This is a genomic window from Prosthecobacter sp. SYSU 5D2, assembly GCF_039655865.1.
Taxonomy (GTDB): Bacteria; Verrucomicrobiota; Verrucomicrobiia; order Verrucomicrobiales; family Verrucomicrobiaceae; genus Prosthecobacter.
Window position 1 is genome coordinate 317,856 of record NZ_JBBYXL010000003.1, and the last position, 26,106, is coordinate 343,961.

General features: G+C 59.8%; 22 protein-coding genes. 9 read left to right on the top strand and 13 right to left on the bottom strand.

The genetic code is table 11. From position 1 onward, the window contains the following. Positions 1–24: 24 nt before the first annotated feature. Entirely contained in the window at positions 25–1,251 is a 1,227-nt protein-coding gene (locus WJU23_RS06370; protein WP_346331706.1) for an aspartate kinase, read from the bottom strand. A 319-nt stretch (positions 1,252–1,570) separates the two neighbouring features. On the opposite strand from WJU23_RS06370, the gene dnaN reads away from it, so the two are divergent. The 6 genes from dnaN to WJU23_RS06400 all read left to right on the top strand — a co-directional run bounded on the left by dnaN (position 1,571) and on the right by WJU23_RS06400 (position 6,851). After that, positions 1,571–2,668 (top strand): DNA polymerase III subunit beta, encoded by a 1,098-nt coding sequence (gene dnaN / locus WJU23_RS06375; RefSeq protein ID WP_346331707.1) that lies wholly within the window; start codon positions 1,571–1,573, stop codon positions 2,666–2,668. 23 nt (positions 2,669–2,691) lie between these two features. After that, a complete protein-coding gene (locus WJU23_RS06380; protein ID WP_346331708.1) occupies positions 2,692–3,204 on the top strand; it encodes a hypothetical protein in 513 nt (170 codons plus the stop codon). A gap of 9 nt (positions 3,205–3,213) precedes the next feature. Continuing rightward, entirely contained in the window at positions 3,214–4,083 is an 870-nt protein-coding gene (locus WJU23_RS06385) for a prephenate dehydrogenase/arogenate dehydrogenase family protein (RefSeq protein ID WP_346331709.1), read from the top strand. A 1-nt stretch (position 4,084) separates the two neighbouring features. Continuing rightward, positions 4,085–5,443, top strand: a complete 1,359-nt coding sequence (gene aroA / locus WJU23_RS06390) for a 3-phosphoshikimate 1-carboxyvinyltransferase (protein ID WP_346331710.1) — start codon at positions 4,085–4,087, stop codon at positions 5,441–5,443. Then, on the top strand, positions 5,440–6,075 hold the full coding sequence (gene cmk / locus WJU23_RS06395; RefSeq protein WP_346331711.1) for a (d)CMP kinase: 636 nt from the start codon (positions 5,440–5,442) through the stop codon (positions 6,073–6,075). The genes aroA and cmk overlap by 4 nt, the downstream gene beginning before the upstream one ends. A 161-nt stretch (positions 6,076–6,236) precedes the next feature. Beyond that, positions 6,237–6,851 carry a lysophospholipid acyltransferase family protein gene (locus WJU23_RS06400; protein WP_346331712.1) on the top strand — a complete coding sequence of 205 codons (615 nt, stop codon included), beginning with the start codon at positions 6,237–6,239 and terminating at the stop codon, positions 6,849–6,851. Between the two features lie 20 nt (positions 6,852–6,871). On the opposite strand, the gene WJU23_RS06405 is transcribed toward WJU23_RS06400, so the two are convergent. From WJU23_RS06405 to WJU23_RS06430, 6 genes are all read right to left on the bottom strand, one after another. Continuing rightward, entirely contained in the window at positions 6,872–8,212 is a 1,341-nt protein-coding gene (locus WJU23_RS06405) for a Gfo/Idh/MocA family oxidoreductase (RefSeq protein WP_346331713.1), read from the bottom strand. Positions 8,213–8,295: 83 nt separating this feature from the next. Beyond that, on the bottom strand, positions 8,296–9,525 hold the full coding sequence (locus tag WJU23_RS06410) for a PQQ-binding-like beta-propeller repeat protein (protein ID WP_346331714.1): 1,230 nt from the start codon (positions 9,523–9,525) through the stop codon (positions 8,296–8,298). A gap of 105 nt (positions 9,526–9,630) precedes the next feature. After that, positions 9,631–10,689, bottom strand: coding sequence for a Gfo/Idh/MocA family oxidoreductase (locus tag WJU23_RS06415; protein ID WP_346331715.1), 1,059 nt, complete (start codon positions 10,687–10,689; stop codon positions 9,631–9,633). Positions 10,690–10,717: 28 nt separating this feature from the next. After that, positions 10,718–11,410, bottom strand: a complete 693-nt coding sequence (locus tag WJU23_RS06420) for a zinc metallopeptidase (protein ID WP_346331716.1) — start codon at positions 11,408–11,410, stop codon at positions 10,718–10,720. Positions 11,411–11,555: 145 nt separating this feature from the next. Then, on the bottom strand, positions 11,556–13,562 hold the full coding sequence (locus WJU23_RS06425; protein ID WP_346331717.1) for a hypothetical protein: 2,007 nt from the start codon (positions 13,560–13,562) through the stop codon (positions 11,556–11,558). A 20-nt stretch (positions 13,563–13,582) separates the two neighbouring features. Beyond that, a complete protein-coding gene (locus WJU23_RS06430; RefSeq protein ID WP_346331718.1) occupies positions 13,583–14,218 on the bottom strand; it encodes an MFS transporter in 636 nt (211 codons plus the stop codon). Between the two features lie 150 nt (positions 14,219–14,368). Here WJU23_RS06430 and WJU23_RS06435 point away from each other — a divergent pair, with 150 nt between their 5' ends. Continuing rightward, positions 14,369–15,013, top strand: a complete 645-nt coding sequence (locus WJU23_RS06435; protein WP_346331719.1) for a c-type cytochrome — start codon at positions 14,369–14,371, stop codon at positions 15,011–15,013. Between the two features lie 72 nt (positions 15,014–15,085). Beyond that, positions 15,086–16,498 (top strand): DUF1501 domain-containing protein, encoded by a 1,413-nt coding sequence (locus tag WJU23_RS06440; RefSeq protein ID WP_346331720.1) that lies wholly within the window; start codon positions 15,086–15,088, stop codon positions 16,496–16,498. 304 nt (positions 16,499–16,802) lie between these two features. Here WJU23_RS06440 and WJU23_RS06445 read toward each other — a convergent pair whose 3' ends face one another. The 6 genes from WJU23_RS06445 to WJU23_RS06470 all read right to left on the bottom strand — a co-directional run bounded on the left by WJU23_RS06445 (position 16,803) and on the right by WJU23_RS06470 (position 21,335). After that, on the bottom strand, positions 16,803–17,066 hold the full coding sequence (locus WJU23_RS06445; RefSeq protein WP_346331721.1) for a UPF0175 family protein: 264 nt from the start codon (positions 17,064–17,066) through the stop codon (positions 16,803–16,805). A 119-nt stretch (positions 17,067–17,185) separates the two neighbouring features. Further along, a complete protein-coding gene (locus tag WJU23_RS06450) occupies positions 17,186–18,883 on the bottom strand; it encodes a glutamine--tRNA ligase/YqeY domain fusion protein (RefSeq protein ID WP_346331722.1) in 1,698 nt (565 codons plus the stop codon). A gap of 137 nt (positions 18,884–19,020) precedes the next feature. Beyond that, positions 19,021–19,992: a uracil-DNA glycosylase gene (locus WJU23_RS06455; protein WP_346331723.1), complete on the bottom strand. Its 972-nt coding sequence runs from the start codon at positions 19,990–19,992 to the stop codon at positions 19,021–19,023. Positions 19,993–20,034: 42 nt separating this feature from the next. Continuing rightward, a complete protein-coding gene (plsY, locus tag WJU23_RS06460; RefSeq protein WP_346331724.1) occupies positions 20,035–20,661 on the bottom strand; it encodes a glycerol-3-phosphate 1-O-acyltransferase PlsY in 627 nt (208 codons plus the stop codon). A gap of 58 nt (positions 20,662–20,719) precedes the next feature. Beyond that, the gene (locus WJU23_RS06465; RefSeq protein WP_346331725.1) at positions 20,720–21,088 is read right to left on the bottom strand and encodes a type II toxin-antitoxin system VapC family toxin; all 369 of its coding nucleotides are present in this window, start codon (positions 21,086–21,088) and stop codon (positions 20,720–20,722) included. Then, the gene (locus tag WJU23_RS06470) at positions 21,075–21,335 is read right to left on the bottom strand and encodes a type II toxin-antitoxin system VapB family antitoxin (protein ID WP_346331726.1); all 261 of its coding nucleotides are present in this window, start codon (positions 21,333–21,335) and stop codon (positions 21,075–21,077) included. The genes WJU23_RS06465 and WJU23_RS06470 overlap by 14 nt, the downstream gene beginning before the upstream one ends. A 245-nt stretch (positions 21,336–21,580) precedes the next feature. Here WJU23_RS06470 and WJU23_RS06475 point away from each other — a divergent pair, with 245 nt between their 5' ends. Beyond that, positions 21,581–26,104 (top strand): discoidin domain-containing protein, encoded by a 4,524-nt coding sequence (locus WJU23_RS06475; RefSeq protein WP_346331727.1) that lies wholly within the window; start codon positions 21,581–21,583, stop codon positions 26,102–26,104. The last annotated feature ends 2 nt before the right edge of the window (positions 26,105–26,106 follow it).

Genomic DNA, 26,106 nt, shown 5'->3' on the forward strand with positions numbered 1-26,106 from the left:
ACGCGTGCGCTCCAGTTACATCCCTCAAGCCGCGTCCAGCCCAAACGCCGTATGCACGGCGCGGGATGCATTTTCAATGTCTGCTTCCTGGACGATCACGGCGGTCTTGATCTCGCTGGTGGAGATCATGAGAATGTTCACGCTGACATCGGCCAGGGCTTTGAACATCTTGGCCGCGACGCCGCTGTGGCTGCGCATGCCGATGCCGACCACGCTTAGCTTGGCCACGCCGGATTCCGTCCGCAGCGCCACGTTTTCCCCCAGGCTTCCCAGAATCTCACGCAGGGCTTTTTCTGCTTTTGGCAAATCGGCTGCACTGAGGGTAAAGGAAATGTCGGTCTCGCCGTCGAAGGACACGTTCTGGACGATCATATCAATCATCACATTGGCACCGGCGATGGCGCCGAAGATGATGGATGAAATGCCCGGGCGGTCCGGCACATCGTCAATGGTGATCTTGGCCTGGTTGCGCTCAAGACTGACGCCGCGCACGACGACGGATTCCATACCGGGGGTTTCTTCTTTCACAAGGGTTCCTGGGTTGTTGTTGAGGCTGCTGCGCACTTCAAAGCGCACACCAAATTTCTTGGCAAATTCCACACTGCGGCTCTGCATCACCTTGCTGCCGCTGCTGGCCATCTCCAGCATTTCATCATAACTGATCTCTTCGATCTTCGTGGCACACTTCACCACGCGCGGATCACAGGTATAGACGCCGTCCACATCCGTATAGATCTGGCACAGGTCAGCCTTGATTGCTGCGGCCATCGCGATGGCTGTTAAATCGCTACCGCCACGGCCCAGCGTGGTGATCTCGCCACTCGCCGTTTCCCCCTGGAAACCGGCCAGCATGACGATGTTGCCTTCATCCAGCATCTTGTGCACGGCATCCGGCGTGATATTCACGATGCGGGCCTTGGTGTGCATCCCGTCCGTGGAGATGCCGGCCTGCGCGCCCGTCAGGGACACTGCCTTGCCGCCCAGCGCATTGATGGCCATGGCGGTCAGCGCGATGGTTGTCTGCTCACCTGTGGAAAGCAGCACGTCCATTTCACGCTCGCTCGGCTCCTGCTCAGGGGAGACTTCCTTGGAAAGCTTGATCAGCCCGTCCGTGACCCCGGACATGGCGGAGACCACGGCCACCACCTGGTTTCCAGCGCGCTGCGTCTCCAGGATGCGGCGGGCGCAGTTACGGATGCGTTCTGGGTTACCAACGGATGTACCGCCGTATTTCTGGACAATGAGAGCCATGGCTGGGAAAGGGCGGCGAAAGTGGCACGCCCTGCCCCGCGTGCAAATGGGAAATCACGCAGAGTATCCGTAATCCATCCCATCCCTGCCGGGGGACAACCGAAGGATACATGCGGGAATTGAATTCTAAAAATTCCCTCTCCGATCATTTCTGCCCCTTGAAAAAGAGGGTTAGAAAGACATTGTGACGTGATTGGAGAGGTTTTTGGACCGTTGATGGACCACCCTCACCTCACTTTTCCCAGCCAAACTCCTTGCCGTTCGTCCTGCCTCTGATAAAAAAGGCCGTTCGTCTCAAGCAGCAGGCACGTCTTTTTATATGAAGTTCACGATCAGCAAGGAATCTCTCCAGCAGGCCATCCAGCAGGTACAGCACGTCGTCAGTGCCCGCACCACCCTGGCCATTCTCTCCAACGTCCTGCTCCGCGCCAAGGATGGCGTCCTGGAACTGACCACCACCGACCTGGATGTTGGTGTAACCTGCAGCGTCGCCGCTGAGGTGGAAGAGGAAGGCGCCACCACTCTGCCAGCCCGCCGTCTGGCGACGATCATTCGTGAACTCCCCTCCGAAAACATCGAGATCAGTGTGGACGAAAAAAACGTCGCCTCCATCCGCAGCGGCCCGTCTTTCTTCAAAGTGCTGGGCCTTACCAGCGAGGAGTTCCCTGCCCTGCCACGCTTTGACGACGCCCGCGAGTTCCGCATTGACCAGCAGATCCTGCGCGACTGCCTGAAAAAGACATCCTATGCCATCTCCACGGACGAAACCCGTTATGTGCTCAACGGCATTCTGTTCTCCTTCAAAAACAACACCCTGACCATGGTGGCCACGGATGGCCGCCGTCTGGCCATGGTGGAGCAGGAGCTGGAATTTCCCCAGAGCCAGGAAGTGGACATCATCGTCCCAACGAAAGCTGTGAACGAACTGGCCCGCCTTCTGGGCGACCTGGGCGAAGTCATCATCCGTGTCACCAATACCCAGGTCGGCTTTGATCTGGGCGATGGCCTGCTGATCAGCAAGCTGATAGATGGCAACTATCCGAACTACCGTCAGGTCATCCCTGGCGAGGCTAAGGAACGCATCGCCCTGGAGCGTGAAGTCTTCCTGAAGGCCATCAGCCGCGTTTCCTTGCTGGCCAGTGAGAAGTCCAACTCGGTGAAGTTCCAGTTCACTCCCGGCCAGGTGGAGATCATTGCCAGCAGCCCGGACATTGGTGAGGCGCGTGAAACCATCGCCATCAATTACAAAGGCGCCTCCATCACGATCGCCTTCAACCCCGAATTCACCATGGCTCCCCTGCGCAACCTGAGCGCAGACGAAGTCCATCTGCATCTCATTGACGAAATCAGCCCCGGCGTCCTGCGTACCGGGACCAACTTCCTCTATGTGCTCATGCCCATGCGTGTGAACAGTTAATAACCAAACCTCCCCCTTCCCCGATGCAGCGCTTCACGCATCTTCTCCTCCTCACGGCGGTCACCGCCGGTCTTGCCAGTTGCTATGGTCCCGAGCCACGCCCCTTCGCCGGACGTGGACGTTCCCTGGACGCGCCGCCACGGTATGGCGATCCCAACCGCTATGTTGAGCCTGTTCCCCAGGGGCCGATTGACCAGCCCATGGGACCGCAGGTACCCCAGCCGAGCCTGGATCCTTCCGGTGCTCCTGTCGTGGACCCAGGGCTGAGCCTGAGCCCCACTACTCCTTCCGTACCAGGGGGTCAGGAAACACCTCCCCCTGTGGTGGTAGTACCCCCGCCTGACACCAGTACACCCACTGCTCCGGTGACTCCTCCGCCTCCAAGCGATGTCCCTTATGCACGTGCTGTCCCAGGCAAACCCGGTTTCGTTTACAGCCCCAAGGACCCCAAGAAGATCATCAGCGTCGAAGGTCTGCGCGCCGGCCAGAAAGCCCGCGACCCGGAAACGGGTGACATCTTCCGCGTGCCATATTAAGCCAGGCACGTGAGTTCTGAGACAACCATCGCCATTTACGGACCCGGCCTCCTCGGCGGGTCGCTGGCTCTTGCCATCCAGGAGCGGATGCCAGGAATAGCGTTGCGGCTCTGGGCGCGCAGGGATACAGCAGAAGCCGGCATTCGTGACCGGGGGATCCAGGCGGAATTTTTTACCGATGCGACTGCTGCCGCCCAAGGAGCCAGCCTCATCATTCTCTGCACCCCGGTGGAGACGATGCCTGCCCAGGCAGCCCAGATCGCCAAGGCGGACCTGTCAGCGGATTGTCTCATCACCGATGTTGGCAGTGTCAAAGGCAGCGTCGTACGCGCCCTGGAGCCCATCCTCGGCTCACGCTTCATCGGCAGCCACCCGATGGCCGGTTCTGAAAAAGCAGGCATCGAAACCGCCCGCTCCTGCCTTTTCCAAAATGCCACCTGCCTGATTACACCAGGAGCACGGACGCCCCCGTCCACATCCAAACTTCTCCTCCGCCTCCGCACCTTCTGGCAAGCCCTCGGCTGCAACGTCCTCGAAATGTCCCCTGAGGAGCATGATGAAAAAGTGGCCCGCATCTCCCATCTGCCCCACATGATGGCCGCTATCACCACCCTGGCCGCCCTGCGCACAGATCCCGCTGCCGTCGCCTGCGTAGCCAATGGCTTCCGCGATACCACCCGCGTCGCCGGGGGCGACCCGGGTCTGTGGACCGGCATCGCCCTCGAAAACCGGCAGGCCCTCCTGGTCCAGCTTCAGACAGCCTCAACCACACTGACAGAGCTTCTTGAAATCCTCGGCAAGCCGGACGAAGAAGAACTCCGCCGATTTCTTGCCGAAGCTCAAAGCCTCCGCAGAACAGTCCCGGCGGCCGTCTCCTGATATGGCCACACTGAAAGTCCGAAAACTCAAATCCTTCCCCGCAGAAATCTCCGTTCCAGGAGACAAAAGCATCAGCCACCGCGCCGCCATGTTTGCCGGCATGGCCACCGGCACCACCATCATTGACGGCTTCCTGCCCAGTGAAGACTGCCTCTGCTCCGTCAAGGCCATGGAGGCCATGGGAGCCACGGTGGAGCCGCTGGAAGAGACCGGCGGCATCGGACTGACCAAGCTGGCCATCACCGGCCACGGCCCCCAGCTCAAAGCCCCCTCAGGTCCTGTGGACTGCGGCAACTCCGGCACCACCATCCGCCTGCTTTCCGGCATCCTCGCCGGCCAGAACTTCACGACCGAGATGTTCGGGGATGCCTCCCTTTCCAAACGCCCCATGAAACGAGTGGCGGATCCTCTGCGCCTCATGGGTGCCCAGGTGGAAGGCCAGGGTGAGAAAATTTGCGCCCCCCTGAAGGTCACCGGAGGTTCCCTCCAGGCCATCACTTACACCCTGCCGATGGCCAGCGCGCAGGTGAAGTCCGCCATCCTGCTGGCGGGTCTCTTTGCCCCTGGCAAGACCACCGTCATCGAGCCGGTGGCCACGCGTAACCACACGGAGCGCATCATGTCCCACTTCGGCATCAAATGGCTGCGTGAAGGCAATGCCATCTCCGTCTATGGCGGCCAGTCCGCGCGCGCCACCGACATTGTCGTGCCCGGCGACATCTCCAGCGCCGCCTTCTGGATGGTGGCCGCCGCCGCCAGCCCCGGCCAGCAGATCACCCTGAAAAACGTCGGCCTTAACCCAACTCGCACAGGCGTCATCAATGTCCTCCTGCGCATGGGTGCCCACATCCACAATTCTGAGGAAACCACCGCTGGCGAGCCTCGCGGCAATGTCACGGTCAAAGGAGGAGAGCTGAACGCCACCGTCATTGGCGGAGCGGAGATCCCCAACGTCATTGACGAGCTGCCCATCCTGGCCGTCGCCGCCGCCCTGGCCCGTGGCACAACCCGCATCCAGGATGCCCATGAGCTGCGCGTCAAAGAGACGGACCGCATCGCGGCAGTCGCTGAAAACCTCCGCCGCATGGGCGTCACTGTCACCGAGTTTGACGACGGCATGGAAATCCAGGGCGGAGCCAAACTCCACGGTGCCACCATCAGCACCTACCACGACCACCGCATCGCCATGGCTTTCGCCATCGCAGGCCTCTTTGCCGAAGGTGAAACCGTCATCGAAGGCTCCGAATGCATCGGCACCAGCTACCCCGGCTTCGAGCACGACCTCGCCCTCTTCCAGAAAAACGAAACCGGTGAATCGCCCATTCCGGTGATTTCCCGAGCGCCACGAAAATTGAAATGATGAATATTGTCATCACCATCGACGGCCCCGCCGCCTCGGGCAAAAGCAGCGTCGCACGCATCCTCGCCCAACGTTTGGGATACATTTATGTCAATACGGGCAACATGTACCGGGCCATGACCTGGGCCGTTTTACAGACGGACATTGACCCTAATGACATGGATGCCGTGCGAGAAACAGCAAAGAAGATTCTGATTGAATCCCCGGTCTTAGAAGGCCAGACGCAAGTATCCGTGAATGGCAAACTGCTCACAGCGGATGACCTGAATAGCGATCCCGTCAACCGGGGTGTCTCACTCGTCGCGCGGGTGCCGGAGGTCAGGTCGCGGCTGGTGGCGGATCAGCGAGCGCTGTCCAGCCTTGGCCCTCTGGTCATGGAAGGGCGGGACATCGGCAGTGTGGTGTTCCCCGAAAGCCCGCTGAAGTTTTATATTGATGCCAGCGAGGAAGTCAGGGCCGCCCGCCGTCAGGCCCAGGGCCATACGGACCAGGTGGCCGAGCGTGACCGCCTGGACTCCACCCGCAAGACCTCTCCTCTGGTCATCCCGGAGGGCGCTATCGTGATTGATAACAGCCACCTTACCCTCGAAGGTGCCGTGCAGGCCGTTCTTGACCGTCTGCCGGCAAAGTGAAGCGGGCACTCCTGCCTGCTTGCTAGAAAACCTCGCTGATTGATCTCCATGATGTCCATCACTTCCGCCACCTGGCATCCGGGGCCTCTGTCACCTCATCGGCCTTTCAGCCTCACTTTGGCAGGCAGGAGTGCCCACCTCACTTCCCACCCTGAGTTCGCATGAATCTTTCTTACCGCATCGGTCACATCATGTTCCGCGCTTTCGCCCGGAGCTTTTATGACTTTCGTGTCATTGGCGAGGAGAACCTCAAGCTCCCGGGTGCCGCACTGGTGGTGGCCAACCACGTCAGCTTCATGGACCCGCCCTTCATCGGCCAGGCCTTTGACGAAGCCATCTACTTCTTCGCCCGCAAGTCCCTCTTCGATCATCCCATGGCAGGCAAGCTTCTGCGCAGCTGGCACTCCATCCCCATTGACCGTGATAAGCCCGATGCCTCCAGCCTTAAGACCACCATCCGCCTGCTGAAGAGCGGCAAAAAGGTGCTCATGTTTCCTGAAGGTACCCGCAGTTATGACGGCCAGCCCATGAAGGCCGAGGCGGGCGTGGGCCTCTTCATTGCCAAGAGTAACGCCCCTGTGCTGCCCGTGCGCATCCATGGCACCTTTGAGGCCTACCCGCGCGGTGCCAAATTCATCCGCCCCGCCCGCATCCGCCTCGTCGTCGGCAAATCTTATCAGCCCGATCTCAAAGCCCGCGCCGCCGCTGAAGGCCGCGACCTCTACCAGTCTCTCGCCGATGAGGTCATGGACCGCATCAGCGAGCTGACGTTGTAAAGGCTGATACCTTAGCCTGATCAGGCCTTCTTTTTCTCCTTGCCTGCCTCCACATTTTCCGGCTTCTCCGGTTCAGGAAGCTGGAACTTGGTCACGCCCGGCATCGGCATCGGAGTCGGTGTGAAGCTGTCGCCCCATTTCAGGTCATCCGGTGCCAGATCCTGCGTGCAGGCCAGCATATGGTCCCAGGTGATGAGCTGCCCCGTGTAGGCGGCCTCACGACCCATGATGCCCACCAGGGTGGAGAGCATCATGCGCTCGCCGTCATTGATCACTTCGCCTTTGCGGATGGCATTGAAGAGGGCTTCATGCTCCAGATCATACATGTTTTTCTCGCTGCCACGGAAGCGCCAGCGCTTGGGTCCGTCAATAAAGGGAGCCGATCCTTTGCCAATGATGAGTACGCCTTTTTCACCACGCACCACATCCTGGTTATGCCCGGCGCAGCCTTTGATCTGGCGGTTGGCCAGATGGCACATCAGGCCGTTGCCCCATTCAAAAGCGGCATGAAAGTGGTCGTAAATATTGCCGCCTTCCGCCGGGATCTGGCGGCCGCCTGTGGCGATGCAACTGACGGGCGGTTTGTCCCCCATGGCCCAGCAGATCTTGTCAATGCTGTGCACGGCCTGCTCGGCGATGCTGTCGCCGCTGAGCCAGGAAAAGTTATACCAGTTGCGTATCTGCCACTCCACATCGCTCATCGCCGGCGTGCGGGCGCTGGCGGGCGGCATGGGCTTCACCGGACCGGTGTGATAGGTGGCCAGCACGCTCGTGACTGCGCCAATGTCGCCATCCTGTACACGCTTGAAGGCCTCCGAGCGGGAGGTGCTGTAGCGCCAGCAGAAGCCGGCTACCAGGTTCAGTTTTTTCTCCGCCGCCTTCTTCACCGCCGCCATGGCCAGGTGATAACCTATGGTGTCCACGGCCATGGGTTTTTCGGCAAAAATGTGCTTCCCGGCATCCACTGCGGCCATCAAATGAACCGGACGGAATCCCGGAGGGCTAGCCAGGAGCACCACGTCCACGCCGCTGTCAATGAGCTTCTGGTAGGCATCCAGGCCGATGAAACGCTTGTCCGGCTGCACGTCCACCCGGTCCGGATATTTTTGGGACAGACTCTTGATGCTGTTCTCAATCTGGGCGTCATCAATGTCCGCCATTGCCACGATTTTGGCATTGTAATCCGCCCCCAGCGCCTGTGAAGCCGCCCCCGTGCCACGCCCGCCACAGCCCACTAGGCCGATGCGTAGCGTTTCCATAGAGTCCACTTTCTGCTGCGCACGGAGGGTGCCAGCAGCGGTGAGAATGGCGGCAGAGCCGGTGGTCTGGGCAAATTGACGGCGGGTAAACACGGAGGTCATAGAAAAGGAGTAATCGTGCAGGGCACTGCCATCCTTTCGCGGATTGGTAATGCGAAATGGATGAAATGTGCCCCAAATGCCTTTTACTTCCCGCTAACATCAAAGCAAAATAGCAGTTCCTGGTCACGGAGGAAGAGGTGGCCGCCGCTGACGACGGGGTGGGTCCAGATCATGCCCTTGGCATTGCGCTGGGTGGTCTGGGGCTGGAGGGTGAAGCGGCCTTTCTCTTCCCATTCTTTGGGGTTGGCCTCGATAAGGACGGCGGTGCCGGTTTTTTCCTCCAGCAGGTAAAGCATGCCGTCGGCGCTGTGGATGGCTCCCTTGCCCAGAGCTTTCTTTTCAGCCCACTGCACCACGCCCGTTTTGAAATCCAGACAGCTCCAGCCGGCTTTGTCGGAATAGCCATAAAGATGATCTCCCACCAGAACCATGCCGCCGTGATGGTTCACCATGTCGGTGCTGTCATACAGAGGCTCCAGTACGTTGTCCGGACCGATTTTGAAGGACTTGCAGCCGACTCCGTATCCGGCGGCGACGAAGACCTGGCCATCTTTAAAAATGGGCGTGGGGATCACCGCTGTTTTGCCAGGGAATTCAGTCTTCCAGAGCAGCTTGCCATCGGCAGCGTTCACGCCCCCGACACTCTGCATGGTGAGCTGGATGAGCTGACGGGTGCCGTTGTGGTCCACGGCGATGACGGAGGCGTACTGGGCCGGATCGGTCCATTCAGCGGACTGCCAGACCTTGGCCCCCGTTGTTTTGTCAAAGGCAGCCAAAGTGCCCTGCGCACCGCCAGGGGTGACGATGACCAAGTTTCCTTCCACCAGCGGGCTTTCACAATAACCCCAGCCGGGAACTTTGCCGCCCAGGCTTTCCATGGTCACACGCCACAGTTCTTTGCCATCCACAGCACTCAGGCAGACCAGAGTTCCTTTGCCGCTAAGCGCATAAATTTTGTCGCCATCCACCGTGGGGGTGCTGCGGGGGCCATCGCCCCAGTTGTTCGTCAGCAGGGCACCGGCCTCAGCGGACCACTTTTCTTTCCCCGTGGCCGCATCTATGGCGATGACATACTCCACGGCATCCCGTGCACCCAGGGTATAAAGCGTGCCGCCAACGATCGAATATCCGGCATAGCCCAGCCCGGCGTCTTCGTTCATCCAGACTTTCTTGGGGCCATTGCCCGGCCACTTTTTCAGCAAGCCGGTTTCACTGGAGATATCCGTGCGGTCTGCCCCGCGAAAGGTGGGCCAGTCGGCCGCCTGGGTGGAAAGGCTGAAGAGAACAATGGCTGGGATATAGAATGGTTTCATGAAATGGAAAATCGAATACAAACTAAACGAAACGAAATTGAAGACGTTGCGATTGAGCGGGATAAGACGAGAAAATGCGAGGAAAATCTGAGCCTGCCTTTTGCCTTATGCATCCGACCAGACACCCGAGGCCCGCAGGACGGTCTCATGCAGCGCGATGTCATGGGCAGCATCCCAGGCCAGCTTTTTCTCTCCTCGGACGACTTGAGCCAGATCCATAAATTCCAGATCGTAGCGACCTTTGGGCACCTCCAACTGGAAGGACTGGCTGCCTTTTTTATAGCTTCCACGGGCCTGGGTGAGGGAAAGATTTACCTTTCCTGATTCCAGCGGCAGGATCTCAAAGGTGCCTTCGGTGCCGGTGACGTTGAAGCGGCGGCGCGGCCCGCCAAAAGGATCGGTGTGGTTGCAGCGGATGACGGCGGTGGCCTTGGGATACTGGAGCACGGCCATTTGATTGTCCTTCACTCCATCGCTGCCATGAGGCGTTGAAAACGGATGCACGGACTCAGGCTTGCCCATGAGGGTCAGGACGATGTCCATGACATGACATGCCAGCTCAAACATGCCTCCGCCAGGGAGCGCGCCGATCTCCTTCCGCGTGGCCTCATTGGCCAGTTTGCCCATGGCAGCATCAATCTCTGTGATCTCCCCCAGCCAGCCTTCATTGACGGCCTGGATGAGCAAGGTGAAAGCGGGATTGTAGCGAAGCATGTAGCCCATCTGAACGGTCAGAATTCGCTTTTCCGCCTCCAGGCGCATGGCTTTGAATTCGGCATGGTCCAGGGAGCCGGGCTTGTCCAGATGCACGTGCTTGCCTGCCTGCAGGCAGCGCAGCGCGGTGGCGCAGGAGGATTCCACCCGAGTCTCCACCGCCACCGCTTTGAGGTCGGGCGTGGCGAGCAGTTGCTCCTCCGTCATCAGGGTGAGGCCGTCGTAGGGGGCCTTTTTCGTGACCGTGGACTGAAGCGAGGATTCAGGCTCCACAAGGCCCACCACCTGCCAAAGGTCAGGCAGGCTGCGGATGGCGGCCATCTTTCCGGCGGCATGGGCATGGCCGCTGCCGATCTGACCGATGAAAAGCCGCTTGTTGTCCTCTGCGGCCACGCTGGCATTGACGGCAATTGCGGAGGCGGAAGCAGCAAGAAAATGGCGGCGGGTCATGGCATGAATAAACGTGATTGGCGTCCCTTCATTTCACCGGCCGGATCTTGCCGCTGCCAGGGAGGGCGCTGAAGAGGAAAAAACGCGGGGATCGCAGGATATCGCCGACCTCCTTTAAGGCCACACGGGAAAGGTATCCGGAGAGCCGCTCATGAGCATCAGGATAACGTTCCAGATGATTTTCAAGAAAGCGGCGCAGGCGGGCATTGGCATTGTGCTCCACGGCCAGGGTGCCGAGATTCAGCAGCAACAGGATGACGCAAATGGCAATGAATGCAGCAATGGCAAAGCGGGGTGGGAAGCGCATGAACAACATTCCTCCAACGCCCAGCAGGCCAAAGATAGGGCCATAACGGTTCAGCCGGATGACGTTTTGCCGCCACTTGAGATCTCCCAATGCACCCTCAGTCTGGGTGGCGTGGGCGGCCTCGTGCAGGGCGATCGCCCAGGCTCCCATGGAACTGCCCTGCGACACCTTCGGGTCCAAAAAAAGACGGCGGCGGCGCGGGTCGAAGTAATTGGAGGCCATGCCGTCATGCTCAACGATCTCCACATCCGTTACCCCTTCAAAGGCCAGGAAGAGCTTCACAACCTCCTCGGCCGTATGAGCCGTTGGCGCACGCTCCTTCATCCCCGGTCCCGTCACCTGCGCAAAGCGGCCCGCCGCCCACTGGCAGACGCCAAAGCCCAGAAGGATGATGATGATAAAAATGGCCAGCATGCCGAAACGTGGGGCTGATGCGGAGAGAGGCAAGGAGCAGATGCGGGTATTCACTGCTTCACTTGATGCCCGGCAGCGGGCGCGGGCATCGCCTTATGCCACATGGCCCAACAACAAGTGCAGCAAAATATTTATCTCCCGCTCCTTATTTGCCTTTCTTCCACTGCCACGATTCGTCAAAGAATCCGGCATCGGTTATGCCGCCGGGGGCACGGCTGGTCTTCGGCTGGGCCAGGTCCACAATGGCCCAGTCGGGCAGCTTGGCCACCTGGCGGGCGTTGTTGAGATAGTCGTATTCGCGATAAGTGAAGCTGCTGTTGATGACGACGTAGCGTTGTGGATTCAGCGGATTCGGATACACCAGCACCGGGGCATGGGTTTTGACATCATAGGTCTTGCCATTGGCCACCAGCTTGTCAGCGGTCCATTCGATGGGCAGCTTGTCAATAATCCTGGCCAGCATGGCATTGCTCTTTGGATCGCCCCAAAGGATGAGGTTGCTGGAGGCAATGTCGGCATCGCTGATCTCCTTGTCGGCCTTGCTGGGAGCAATGCCCCGGAACTGCCGCTGCCATTCGAAGGCGGCTCGTTCCATCTCAGCCTGGGTCCAGACGGCGACCTTTTCATTCATCGCCATGCCCGTGGGGCTGACGTGAAGGAAGCTGTCCATAAAAGCATCGTCAATCGGGCCGGAGAGACCATGATGTTTGGCCAGCTTGCCCTCTTCCTGCGCCGTGGCCACCTGCGCCCACTGGCCGTTTTGCTTGCGAAAATGGACCCGCCAGGAGCGGTCGGACTTCGGCTTGGGCGCGGTGATTTCCTTGCCGTCAATCTTCACCACCGGCGCTTCCTTCACGCTGAAGGGAGAATGACCCGCTGGCATGTCAATGCTCAGCGCGGTGACGTTGCTGGTCGTCAGGGTGACTTCCTTTTCACCAGTGATCCTGGCATGCACTCGCGCACGCTCCCAGCTTTCCTCCAAGCCGTTCACCGTGATCCAGTGCATCTTGTGATAACGCAGGAAATACGTGGTGAAGTGAATCTCCTCCGGCGTGCGGTTGCGGCCCAGCGCAGCGATGTCCGCCAGGCGCTTCTCAATCTCGATCAAGGAATCCGGATGGATCTTGTGAGCCGTCTGCGGGCCGATGAGATGGATCATGTCAATACCCTCCTCCTTCAAATATCGCTCCATGATGTCAGCGGCCTGCTTCTGTTTATCAATCTCGCCGCTGTAGGCGATGGTCGGTGTATTGAAAAGGTTCACCGCACTGTCCGTGGCGTTATACCAGCGCCAGAGCGTCTTTTCATAGGAGGGCACCTTGGACACATCTTCCGTCTGGAAAACATTCAGGAACTCCGGCGTCTCAGAAAACCCCGCGCCAGGGCTGATAGCGCACCATTGATCCGAATAGTTCACCCCGAACTGCCAGGCCGCCGCGCCCCCCATGCTGAAGCCGCGCATGATGGTGCGGTCCTCGTCCACATTGTAAAATTTCTTCGCATGCGCCAGGGCCTCGAACAGGTCAATCTCACCCGCAAACTTGTTGGCGCAGCAATAGCGTCCATAGGGATGCAGGACGATGGCATTGGCAGGTGACACATTGCCCGTCTGCTTGCGCCGCTGGTCCACAAAGGCCAGCTCGCTCAGCGTTTCCCCACGGCCATGACACCACACATCCAGACGGGTGGCGGCCCCGCTGTAGCTTTCAGGAATGACCAGGCCATAGGGCTGGATGGAACCGTCAATCTTGGAGCGGTAAGCGCGGACGACGAGGCCCTTTTGCGTGGTCCAGGGGTGCTCGCCCTTTTTGAGCTGTTCGGCGCGCAGCTTGCCTTCGGCCAGCGTTTCGGCAGCAGCCTTCAGCTCCGTCAGTTTGTTGATCTGGTTGTATTTCAGCGCCCAGTCCACCGCCTTGTAAAAGACCTCCACATCCGGCAGCAGGTCTGCCAGCTTCGGGTTTTTCGCCTGCGCTTTGGCAGCGGCATCAATGGCGCTGCGCAGCTCGGCGAGCCCCTGGATCAAAGGCTTGGCATCAGCCTCTGGCACTTCCACGCCGAGAGGCGGAATGGGCCGCACATTGTCGGCCAGGTTATCCTTGGGCCCATCGGCAAAGGCCAGAGCGGGGATCAATAAAAAAGGGAGGTATTTCATGGTTGGAAAACAGAAGAGGGCTACGCTTGGCGACGGGTCTTTTTGGCAGCCTTGGTGGCTTTTGCGGACTTAGCTGTCTTGGCAGGCACGATGAGATCGCAGGAATGGATTTCAAAAGGCGCACCTGTCGCGCTGTCGAATTCCGCCGAGGCCTGAAGCCCGGCTTTGACGATGTCCACCACGTCATCGCACTGGTCATAGGCAGTGTGCATGGCCCCCAGCGCAAAATCACGCCCGGAGCCTGCCGCCCAGAATTTATGAAACTGCTGCGCACTGCGATAGGAATACAGCGCAAAGATGCCATGCGGATTGGCGATGAGACCGTAAAACTGCGTCGTCTCATACTCCTCCCCCTTGTCCGGCATCGTGGACATAAAATACTCCGTCTTCATCCAGTGGTGCGCATGCCGGAAGGTCTCGAAAATCATGTCCGTGGAAGAGAAATCACGCGGACGTTCCGGATTGGCAAAGTAGCTGTTCATCACCACCAGGCTGGTGGAGGTACCCGTGAGCCCGATGTAAGTATCCCCCAGCTTGGTGATCTTGCTCTTGTTGGCGATGTGGTGGGCCTTCTGCCGCAGTGAGCCCAGACAGCTCATGGTATCTGCGCCGATGCAGGCGACTCCGTTCTTTTGGGCGACGACGATGGTGGACATGTGGAACGCGGAGTGTGGCAGAGCCCGGCGCACGCGCAAGGCGGCGTGCTGGCATTTTTGGGTATCTGCCAGTCTTGCCAATCACTGCGCCTATCCTGCGCGCCGCCTGATCCACTGCGAGAGATCTGCCAATGTGGCCGTATTCATCCGATGTCCAAATTCATCACCCTTTTCAGCCTCTACCTGCTGGTCCTCAGCAGCCAGGCGGAAGATGCAGGGCAGGTGCTGTTTCAATCCGTCTGCGCGGCCTGCCACGGTGCCAAGGGAGAGGGCAAGGACGAATTGAAAACCCCGTCCATCGCCAGCCTCCCCAACTGGTATGTGGAAAGACAGCTCACCAATTTCCACGATGGCAAACGAGGTGCCGATGTCCAGGTGGACCCGCAGGGAGCCATGATGGCCGCCATCGCCAAGGCCCTGAAGCCGGACCAGATCTCCGCCGTGGCCAATCATGTACATTCCCTGCCCCTGGTGGTGCCCAAAGACCTCACCCTGGCCGGTGCCGATGTGAAGGCGGGATCTGAGCTCTTTTACGAACGCTGCATGGAGTGCCACCGCTACAATGCCAGCGGTGAGCAGCTCTTCGGCAGCCCTCCCCTGGTCGGCAGGCAGGGCTGGTATCTGCTGGCCCAGTTAAAAAAATTCAAGAGCCTGCATCGTGGCAATGCCAAGGGGGATGAAAAAGGGGCCAAGATGGTCATGATGACCACCCTCTTCGTTGAGGATGAGCAGACCATGAAAAACCTCGTCGGCTACATCCTCACCCTCAATCCGGCCCCGGCCGGACAGGATTAAATGTCTATTATCCTGGCTTTATGGCCGTTGTAAGGGGTAGAATCCTTTGGGTTAGCCACCCACACCACCGCCATGCACCCGCCCCTTTTCTCCAGACGCCAGGCCCTGCAGACCTGCTCCTCCGGCATCGGCTGGCTGGCCTTTTCCGCCCTGGCCCAGCAGGCCGCAGCGGCCGGTGGGGATGCCTTGAGCCGTCAGGCCCCGCATTTCCCCGCCCGGGCCAAGCGCGTCATCTTCCTCACCATGCGCGGCGGCCCGTCCCATGTGGATCTGTTTGATTACAAACCGGAGCTCATCAAACGTAGCGGCCAGACCGCCAGTTTGGGGCGCGATTCGGTCGGGGCCAAGCTCCTCGGTTCCATCCAGCCCTTTTCCCAGTACGGCCAGTCCGGCCAGTGGATCGGCGACAGCTATCCGCACTTGGCGAAGCATGCCGATGACCTGTGCATCATCAATTCGATGAACACGGACCTGCCCAACCATGCGCAGGCCTTCTGCCAGATGCACACCGGCAGCTTCCAGTTCGTCCGCCCCTCCATCGGTGCCTGGACGCTTTACGGCCTGGGTAGTGAAAACGAAAACCTGCCAGGCTTCATCACCCTGAATCCGCCAGCGGACAATGGCGGCGCCCAAAACTACGGCAGCGCCTTCCTTCCCGCCATCTGCCAGGGCACCAAGATCGGCGGCAGCCAGCTTCCCGATCTTTATGCGGCACTTTTTAAAACCGATGCAGCGCCCGGCCCGCCGATGAAAAACATCGCCAACGCGCAGACCGGCCCCGCCCTGCAGCGCGCCCAGCTCGACCTCATCCGCGGCCTGAACCAGCACAAGCTGGAGCGTGAAATTTACCACCCGGAGATCGAAGGTGCCATCCAGTCCTTTGAGCTCGCCTTCCGCATGCAAAGCCAGGTCCCGGAGGTGCTCGATATGAAAAGCGAACCTGCCCACGTCCTCAAGCTCTACGGCATCGGCCAAGGCAAGGACCAGTTCGCCCGCCAGTGCCTTCTCGCCCGCCGCCTGGCCGAGGCCGGCGTGCGCTTCATCGAAATCGCCTCCCCCACCAACTGGGACCACCACAACCTGCTGAAGGACAACCTAACTAAAAGTTGCGCCGCCACCGACAGGCCCATCGCCGCCCTGCTCACGGACCTCAAAGCACGCGGCATGCTCAAGGACACCCTCGTCGTCTGGGCCGGTGAATTCGGCCGCACCCCCTATGCCCAGGGCACCGACGGCCGCGACCACAACCACAAAGGCTACTCCATCTGGATGGCGGGCGGCGGTGTCAAAGGCGGCCTCACCTACGGCGCCACCGACGAGATCGGCCACAAAGCCGTCCAGGACCCCATGCACATCCACGACTGGCACGCCACCATCCTGCACCTCCTCGGCCTCGACCACACCCAGCTCACCTACCGCTACGGCGGCCGCGACTTCCGCCTGACGAATGTGTCAGGGAATGTGGCGAAGGGGATTTTGGCGTAAAGGCATCCGTACTTTTAGCCCTCAACCTCATCGAAGGCGCGTAGGCACCCTTTCCCGCAGCCTAACCGAGAGGAGCGTGGGCACTCCTGCCCGCACCTTTCATAGTCGCGGCTTCGCCGCCAATTTAATTCAGCGGACAAGAGTGTCCGCGCTCCTCTCACCAGACTTCCCGTAGCTCGATTTTCCAAAATCGAGAAGGCTCGCCAGGTATTCAGTAACCGAGCTGTCTTGCGTCTCCAAGGAGTGAGGCCATCCTGGCCTCAACCTGACGGCAGGATGCCGTCACACCTTGCGTCAAGCATCCTCATTTCGCCAGGAACTGACGCAGATTTTGAGCATCCTGGCAGAAGTCTTCGATGCTGTATTCCTGATCGGGACCAAGCTGCAAAAGGAACTGCTCGGTTTCATTGAACCCGAGATCCAGCATTTCGCTAACCTGCCCGCGAGACAGCTTGCCTTCCTGATACCCTTCCAGGGCAAGCATTTCCAAAGCACGTCGGCTTGAGCTTGGGCCGTCGAGCCGCAAGCTGTGGGCGATCACATCTGGAAGTTCCAGGGAGAGATGCATGGTGCCATGCTTAACTGGAAAACCCCGCAAGTGACAAGCGGGATGGATCGAGAGGGCTTCGCAGTGGAAAGCAATCGGTCTGGCAGTTCTCCGCACTATACAAAGCGTGGCCTTCCCGCTCACTTCTTCACAAACCCATCCTTCAGCGCCACCGTCCTGTTAAACACTGGCTTGCCGGGCTGGCTGTCCTTCGGGTCCGTGTAAAAATACCCCACACGCTCAAACTGGTAATGGGCACCCGGCTGGGCCTCCGCCACGGAAGGTTCTAGCTTGGCGGTGATGACCTCCAGGGACTGCGGATTGATGAGCTGGGTGAAGTCACCGTCCTCACCGGCGGCTTCTTCGGGCTGCTCGTCTAAGAAAAGCTTGTCATACAGGCGTACTTCCACATCCAGCGCATGAGCAGCGCTGACCCAGTGGATGGTGCCTTTCACCTTGCCACGGCCCACGGGCTTCACGCCGTGGCGGGTGGCGTCGTCATAGGTGCAGCGGAGTTCCACGATGTTTCCGGCATCGTCCTTGATGACCTCCTGGCAGATGATGCAGAAGGCATATTTCAGCCGCACCTCGCCCCCAGGAACCAGACGGTGAAAACCCTGGATCGGTGTTTCCATGAAGTCATCGGCATCAATGTAAAGCTCCCGGCTCAGCGGCACCAGGCGTTTGCCATCGGCCTCGTTTTCCGGGTTGTTGGTCAGCTCCACATGCTCTACCTGGCCTTCGGGATAGTTGGTCAGCACGACCTTGATGGGCCGCAGCACACCATACACACGCTGGGCGTGTTTGTTCAGATCTTCGCGCACGCAATGCTCCAGCAGTCCCAGTTCCGTCAATGAGGGATACTTGGTCAGGCCGATGGTTTTGCAAAACGTGCGCACCGCCGCCGGGGTATACCCACGGCGGCGGATGCCGCTGATCGTTGGCATGCGCGGGTCATCCCAGCCATTGACGAGACCTTCCTTCACCAGGCGCAGCAGCTTGCGCTTGCTCATGACGGTGTTAGTCAGGTTCAGCCGGGCGAACTCGCGCTGATAAGGCTGCCCCGGCAGGCCGCTGACATTGGCCACCAGCCATTCATACAGCGGGCGATGATGCTCAAACTCCAGGGTGCAAAGGCTGTGCGTGATGCCCTCCAGCGCATCGCTCAGCGGATGTGCATAGTCATACATCGGGTAGATGCACCAGGCATCGCCCGTGCGGTGATGATGCGCATGCAGGATGCGGTAGATGGCCGGGTCGCGCATGTTCATGTTCGGCGAGGCCATGTCAATCTTGGCCCGCAGCACCCGCTCACCTTCCTTGAACTCCCCTGCCCGCATGCGGGCAAAGAGGTCCAGGTTTTCCGCCACACTGCGGTCACGAAATGGGCTGGCCGTGCCGGGGCTCGTCAGCGTGCCACGGGTGGCCCGCATCTGCTCCGGCGTCTGGTCATCCACATAGGCCAGGCCTTTTTCGATGAGCTGCACGGCAAAGCCATACAGCTTTTCAAAGTAGTCGCTGGCATAGAAAAGATGGTCACCCCAGTCAAAGCCCAGCCACTTCACATCCTCCTGGATGCTGTCCACATACTCCACCTCTTCCTTCGTGGGATTGGTGTCGTCAAAGCGCAGATGGCAGCGCGACTTCGGCGCATTTTCCAGGCTCAGGCCAAAGTTCAGGCAAATGCTCTTGGCATGGCCGATGTGCAGGTACCCGTTCGGCTCCGGCGGAAACCGGGTGATGACCCACCCGTCATTGCGCTGCGCTGCCACATCGGCAGCGATCATTTCGCGGATGAAATCCAGGGAGGCAGGGGCGGCAGCAGGGGCGTCAGACATGGGAGGCGGAGTTTCAGCCGAATCCCCCCGTAGTCAAGCCGGCCCCGCAAGTACAATACTCATCACTTCCTGTCCCGCGACTGCAGTGATCCGAGTGATGCGAGCATCTCCCGACACCGCCCGGCCCCAATATCTCCTCACTTCTTAAAATATCCCCGCTGCTTCTCACTGACCGGCAGACCCACCTTCTCCATCACCTGCAGCATGTCCTCCCACACCTGGCGCTTGGCCACCTTGCCGCCATCGGCCAGCTTTTCCTCCCGCAGAATGTAGCTGGGGTGGAAGGTCACCATCGTCGGCAGCCCCTGCACGGTGTAAAACTGGCCACGCAGCTTGCTCACCGGACCGCTCAGGCCCAGGCCTTCCGCCGCCGTCTTGCCCAGCGCCACGAGGATCTTCGGCTGAATGATGGCGATCTCGGTAAAAATATACGGCAGGCAGGTCTGCATCTCCACCGGCGTAGGCGGGCGGTTGCTCCAGCCCTGGTTCTCCATAGCGGGGCGAAATTTGCAGATGTTGCTGATATAAACCTCACTGCGATCCAGGCCCATGGCCTTGATGATGCCCGTGAGCTTTTGTCCCGCCGGACCCACAAACGGCTCCTGCTGCCGCTCCTCCTCGGATCCAGGGGCCTCACCGATGAACATGATCTCCGCATCCGGGCTGCCGACGGCGAAGACCATCGTCTCCCGCAATGTCCCCAGCGCCCTGGCCTCAGGCGAATGCTCCGCCATCTGCGCCAGCGCGGCCAGTTTTTCCGCCTTCGTGCTCCCCGGTACCTCCAGAATCGTCGGCTCCAGGCGGCTCCTGGCCGCAGGTGCGGCCGCAGGCCGGGTCGGAGCGGGAGCGCTCGCCGGTGCCGTCGCCGCTTTGAGCGAGGACAGCATGGCCGCAGCCGCCGGTGCCGCCGCTTCTTCAAATCCTGCCGCTGGCGCAGCCGAGCGAACCGGCCGAATTTCAGCCACCCGCTGCGTCTGAGGCGCGAGCCCCCGCCGGTGCAAAAGCCGGTTCACCATGCCAGGCCGCAGCCCCACATGCGTCTGCCCCGCCACCTGGCGTTGTTCCAGGTAATGTTTAAGGAGTCCGGCAGCTTCGGTTTGGGAGGACATGACGATAAGGAAAATGAATGACGTGATCTGGAAACGAGACCGCTATTTTTTACGCCCGCCCTTGGGCTCCGTGCCCGCCAGGATGCGGCCAATATTGGCACGATGCCGCACGATGACCAGCACCATGATCAGCACGCCAAAAGCCAGCATCACCCAGTCCCAGCGTCCCTCGCGGGCCATCACCACCACCATCGTGGCCACCACCCCCACCCCGGCCATCATGGAAGCCAGGGAAACATAACGCAGGGTGAAAAAGAACAGCAGCCACACGACCAGCCCACCCAGCATCGCCACTGGCGCAATGCCCAGCAGCACGCCTGCCGTCGTGGCCACCCCTTTGCCCCCTTTAAAACCCAGCCAAAAGGTAAACATGTGCCCCAGCACCGCGGCCAGCCCCGCCACCACCGCGCCGGCGGAGACGATCTCCTGCGCGACATTCTGCTCTCCCAGAAAGGACGCCACCAGCCACACTGGCAGCCAGCCCTTCAGCGCATCCAGGATGAACACCGGAATGCCGATCCCCTTCCCCAGCACCCGGATCGCATTTGTCGCGCCGATGTTGCCGCTGCCATGCTGGCGGATGTCCAGGCCCTTCAATTTGCCAGCCCAATACCCAAAAGGCATCGCGCCGCTGAGGTAGCCGCCAACTGCTGAGATCAAAATTGCCACTGCGGGAGTCATTGCCCGCTATGTATCCAGAGCTTGCCCCTTTGCGCCAAGAAAAAAGTCATCCCTTCCACGCGCAGCCCAGTTCCTGAGCCGCTTCCTTCAAGCGCCGGTCATGCGTCCACAGGGGTACCTGATGGATCAGGCAGCTCGCCAGGAGCTGGATGTCATTCCAGCCGATGCCCCTGCCATATAAACGGCGGTTTTCGATAAGCACCAGCGCCTCGCGCTCCGTGGCCGGCTCCACCCGCTCCAAAGCGCGCAGATCCGTCAAAAACGACTGGCGGTCGGCCACGCTGCGCACCGCCAGCTCGCCAATGACGATCCAGTGCGTAACGATTTCCCCCGCCCACAGCATCTGCCCCAGCTTCTGGTCATTGTTTTTCCCGTTCAGGAAATAAACCCAGACGTTGGTATCAGCGAGCACCATAAGGCGTTGGATCTTCGGCAGCTCTGAAGCTCAGGTGAGATGCATCCAGCGTCTCTTCCACCGGCCGTGTCCGGGGCGGAACAGTCAATTCTGGCATGGATCCGCCCAGGGCAGCGAGCCGACGTGAGGATTCACGGGTGATGAGTGCTTCGAGTCCCATATGCACGAGTTTGGTTTTTTCGGTGATGCCGGTCAGCCGTCCGGCCTTGGCGATGAGGTCTTCATCCAGGATTAATGTCGTTCTCATGCACGAATATATGCATCTTGATATGCATTTCAAGTGTTTTCGCATTTACAGGCCAACTTTTCATTTTGGCTAATGATGTCATCCAGGCTTGTCAGGCCTTCTTTTGATCATCATTTTCGTTCACTGCCAACCTTCCTGCTTTCCAAGCTTCGTGTGAAAGGATCGACCTGCCTTCTTCAACTCATTATTCACTTTCCTGCTCGAAATTGGTATTTTAGCACGATTCTCTCCGCCGTCCTTTTCCCATGCTCCGCCACGTCCTTCTTTCCCTCCTGCTGCCCTTGTCTCTCGTCGCCCAGGCAGCGGAAATCCGCCCGCTAAAGGCGCTTCTCGTCGCTGGTGGTTGCTGCCATGATTACGCCCAACAGCACGTTATCCTCAGCCAGGGCATCCAGTCCCGGGCCAATGTGCAGGTGGATGTCGTCTGGACCGATGACAAATCCACCAACCCTCCCCTGTCCCTATATAACAACCCGGACTGGGCCAAAGGCTACGACATCGTCATTCACGACGAATGCGCCGCCGGAATGAAGGACTTCGGCGCCATCAAGCGCATCCTGGACGTCCACAAGACCGTCCCCGCCGTGCATCTGCACTGCGCCATGCACAGCTTTCGGCCCGGTAACGACTCCTGGTACAAGCACCTCGGACTCCAGTCCAATTCCCACGGCCCGCAGCTCCCCATCGCCATCACCTTTGTGGACCGGGACCACCCCATCACCCAGCCCCTCGCCGACTGGACAACCATCAAAGAGGAGCTGTATAACAATGTGAACCTCTTCGATGCCCACCCCCTGGCCATGGGCAAACAGACGGTGAAACAAAAGGACGGGACGATGCAGGACGTGGAATACATCGTCGCCTGGACGAACGAGAAGCAGGGCGCGCGCAGCTTTAGCACCACCCTCGGTCACAACAGCGAAACCGTCGCCGATGCCCGCTACCTGGACCTCATCACCCGTGGCCTCCTTTGGGCCTGTGACAAACTCACGCCAGAATACCAAACTGCCTTCAAGGGCCAAAACAAAATCACCTTTGTCAAAGGCGATCCCTCCCCACCCAAGCCCCAGCCAAAACCCGCCACAGCAGCAGCCACCCCACCCCCCGCCGCCAAAGACGCCACCCTAGTCACAGTCACCGCCAGCAGCGAGGAAAGCGGCAAAAACAACTTCGCCTGGCGCGCCGTGGATGGCGACGAATCCACCCGCTGGTGCGCCAGCAATGCCACCTACCCGCAGTGGCTCCAGCTTGAATTTGAAAAACCCCAGTCCCTCACCGGCATCACCACCACTTGGGAAAACACAGGTGTCTATCGCTACAAGATCGAAGCCTCCCCAGATGGCCAGGCCTGGACCACCCTTGTAGATGCCTCCGCCAACACCCAAGGCGCACCTTACAATAACGACTTCACCAAAACGGATAACATCAAGTTCCTCAAAATTCATGCTCTCAGCAAAAACAGCGGCGGCTGGGCCAGCATCCGCGAAGTGAAGCTGAAAGGCGCAGGCATCAAATCCCTCGCCCCCAAAATGAGCGCCCAGCAGCAGGTCACTGCGGCAAAGGTCGTGAAGGAAGAATCCGACCCCTATAAAAACGCAGGCAACACCCCGCCCAAGATCGTCAAGCTCACCGCCGAAGAAGAAGCCGCCATTCTCAAGGACGTCAAAGTGCCCGAAGGTTTCGAAGCCACTCTCTTCGCCAATTCCGCCGCCGCCAACTACCCCGTCTTCGTCGCCGCTGCACCCGATGGCACCCTTTATGTCAGCAGCGATGGCAACGGCTCCCTCGGCCGCAATCCCAAGCGCGGCCGCATCATCCGCCTGCGCGATCTGGATGGCGATGGCCGGGCCGATGAAGCCAAGGTCTTCTGCGAGGTGGACAGCCCGCGCGGACTCGTCTGGGATCACGACCGCCTCTATCTCGTCCACCCGCCGCACCTCAGCGAGTTCATTGATGCCGATGGCGACGGCGTCGCTGAGAAGCAAAACATCCTCGTCAAGGACATTGCCTTCGGATTCAAAGACCGGCCCGCCGACCACACCACCAACGGCCTCAGCCTCGGCATAGACGGCTGGCTCTACATCGCCGGCGGTGACTTCGGTTTCATGAAGGCCATCGGCACCGATGGCCGCACGCTTCAGCATCGCGGCGGCGGCGTCATCCGCGTCCGCCCTGACGGCACCGGATTGGAAATTTATTCCACCGGCACCCGCAACATCCTGGAGGTCGCCATCAGCCCCCTCATGGACATCTTCGCACGCGACAACACCAACGACGGCGGCGGCTGGAACGTCCGCTTCCATCACTTCACCGGCCTGGACGACCACGGCTACCCGCGCCTTTACAAGAACTTCAATGACGAGTGCATCCAGCCCCTGGCCGACTACGGCGGCGGCTCCGGTTGCGGAGCCGTTTACATTGACGAGCCCGGCTTCGGCGAAGCCTGGAACAACGCCCCCTTCACCGCCGACTGGGGCACCGGAGCCATTTACAAACATTCTGTTAGGCCCAAAGGCGCCACCTTTGAAGAGGTCAAAGCCCCCGAGCCCTTCCTCAAAATGACCCGCCCCACCGATGCCGACGTGGACGCCATGAGCCGCGTCTATGCCGCCAGCTGGAAAGGCGCCACCTTCAATTGGGCCGGGCCTGATGTGGGTTTCATCGTTCAGGTGAAACCCAAAGGCTTTAAACCCGAGCCGCTCCTGGATTTCGCTAAGGCGGCTGATGCCGAACTGGTGAAGGAACTTGAATCTCCGAGCAACCGCCGGAGGATGGAAGCGCAGCGGACGATCATAAATAGGCAAAGCTATTTTGGTGGCATTGAAAGCCTAGCTAGTCTTGCAAAAGACAACTCGAACAACTGGTGTACAAGGATTGCGGCGCTTGATATCATCGCCCGTCTAGACCTGTCAATTGCCGGCTCGCTCGCGCAGGATCTATATATTGAGTCTTTTGATGGTGCCAGACACACTCTTTGGCTTCTAACCGAACACCCAGCAATCATTCCCGAAGGTTTAGAAACCATTGATATTCCCGAAACTGTTGGCGCTCCTGGACCTGCTTTAGCACTGGCCAAGTTTGCGAATAAACACCCCAAGCTAAATCGACAAATCTTGTCTTCTGTCGCACGCATCTCAATACTTTTTGGAGATTCCGTTGCACAACATGCAGCGGCTCAAGCAATTGGGCGATCCAACAATTTTGCCACGGTGTTCGATATGCTAGATAAGGACAAAACGAAGGAGTCATTAGATGTGATCGCGCTCCGCGCCCTCGCCATGATGCACCAACCCAAGGTCGTCACCGGCCTCATCGAGCGCCTCACCAAAGCCACCGATCCCGCCCTCCGCCAAGGCATCCTCGCCGCCCTCTGCCGCCTGCACTTCACCGAAGGCGAATGGAAAGGCGATTCCTGGGGCACGCGACCCGACACACGCGGCCCGTATTACCAGCCCGAACCCTGGAGCGAAACCCCCAAGATCGCCGCCGCCCTCAAAGAAGCCCTGGCCAAAGCTGGTCCCGAAGAAGCCGCCTTCCTCGTGAAGGAGATGAACCGCAACCGCATCCAGTCGGATGACGCACTCCAGCGCATCCTCACCCTCGCCAAGCAGGACCCCAAAGTCATCCCCGATGCCGTCTCCCAGCTCGCCGCCGCCGAGACCATCCCCTCCGAAGCCATCCCCATGCTGGTGCAGGTCGTCAGTACTGCGGGCACTCCAGCCCGCAAAGCCGAGGGGAGCGCGGACACTCCTGTCCGCCCGAAAAACAATGGCGGCGAAGCCGCGAAGCCAGACGATGCGGGCAAGAGTGCCCACAGTACGACCCTCTCCCAAGCCATCATCGCCCTCACCAAAACCGACAGCGCCGAAGGAGCCGCCGCCACCCTCGCCGCCCTTGGCCCTCTCAAGAAAATGGAAGGCGCTTTCAAAGACTACGAAGCCGCCTCCACCGCCTTCTTCACTTCCCCCAAGCTCGAAAACCATCACCAGCTCATCGAAGACATCGCTGGGAAACTGGATGGACAAACTTCCGGTTATGCCGATGCCGCCCTCCTCCACCTTGCCGCCCGCACCACCGGCAGTCCGGAATCCCGCGAGCTCTCCCAAAAGGCCCTCGACCGCGGCTGGCAGGAACCCAAACGCCGCATCCAGATCATTGACGCCATCGCCTCCCTCAAGCACCAGGCCTCCGCTCCCAAAATCCTCTCCGCCTTGGACGACCCCGATTCCAAAGTCAAAGCCGCCGCCGAACGCGCCGCCAAGACCATGAAGCTGACCCGCGTCGTGGACACCACTCCCAAGCTGGCCACCTTGACCCCGGAGGCCGCCATCGCTGCCGTTCTCAAAACCAAGGGCGACATCTCCCTCGGCGAGCAGGTCTTCACCCGCGCCACCTGCATGGCCTGCCACACCGTCAAAGAATCCGAAGCCCAAAAAGGCCCTTACCTCGGCAACATCGCCCAGACCTACAAACGCGCTGAGCTGGCCCAAAATATCCTCGATCCCAACAAGACCATCGCCCAGGGCTTCGCCAGCGAGATGATCACGCTGAAGGACGGCACCCAGCAGATGGGTTTCATCACCCTGGAAGGCTCCGCCGAAGTGAAGCTGCGCAACATCGCCGCCCAGGAGTTCACCTTCAAAACCGCCGATATCAAAGAGCGCCAGAAGCTCCCCATGTCCATGATGCCCCCCGGCCTCATGCTCAACTTCACCGTCCGCGAGTTCGCCTCCCTCCTCGATTACCTCGAAGCCCTGGCCAAGAAATAAGC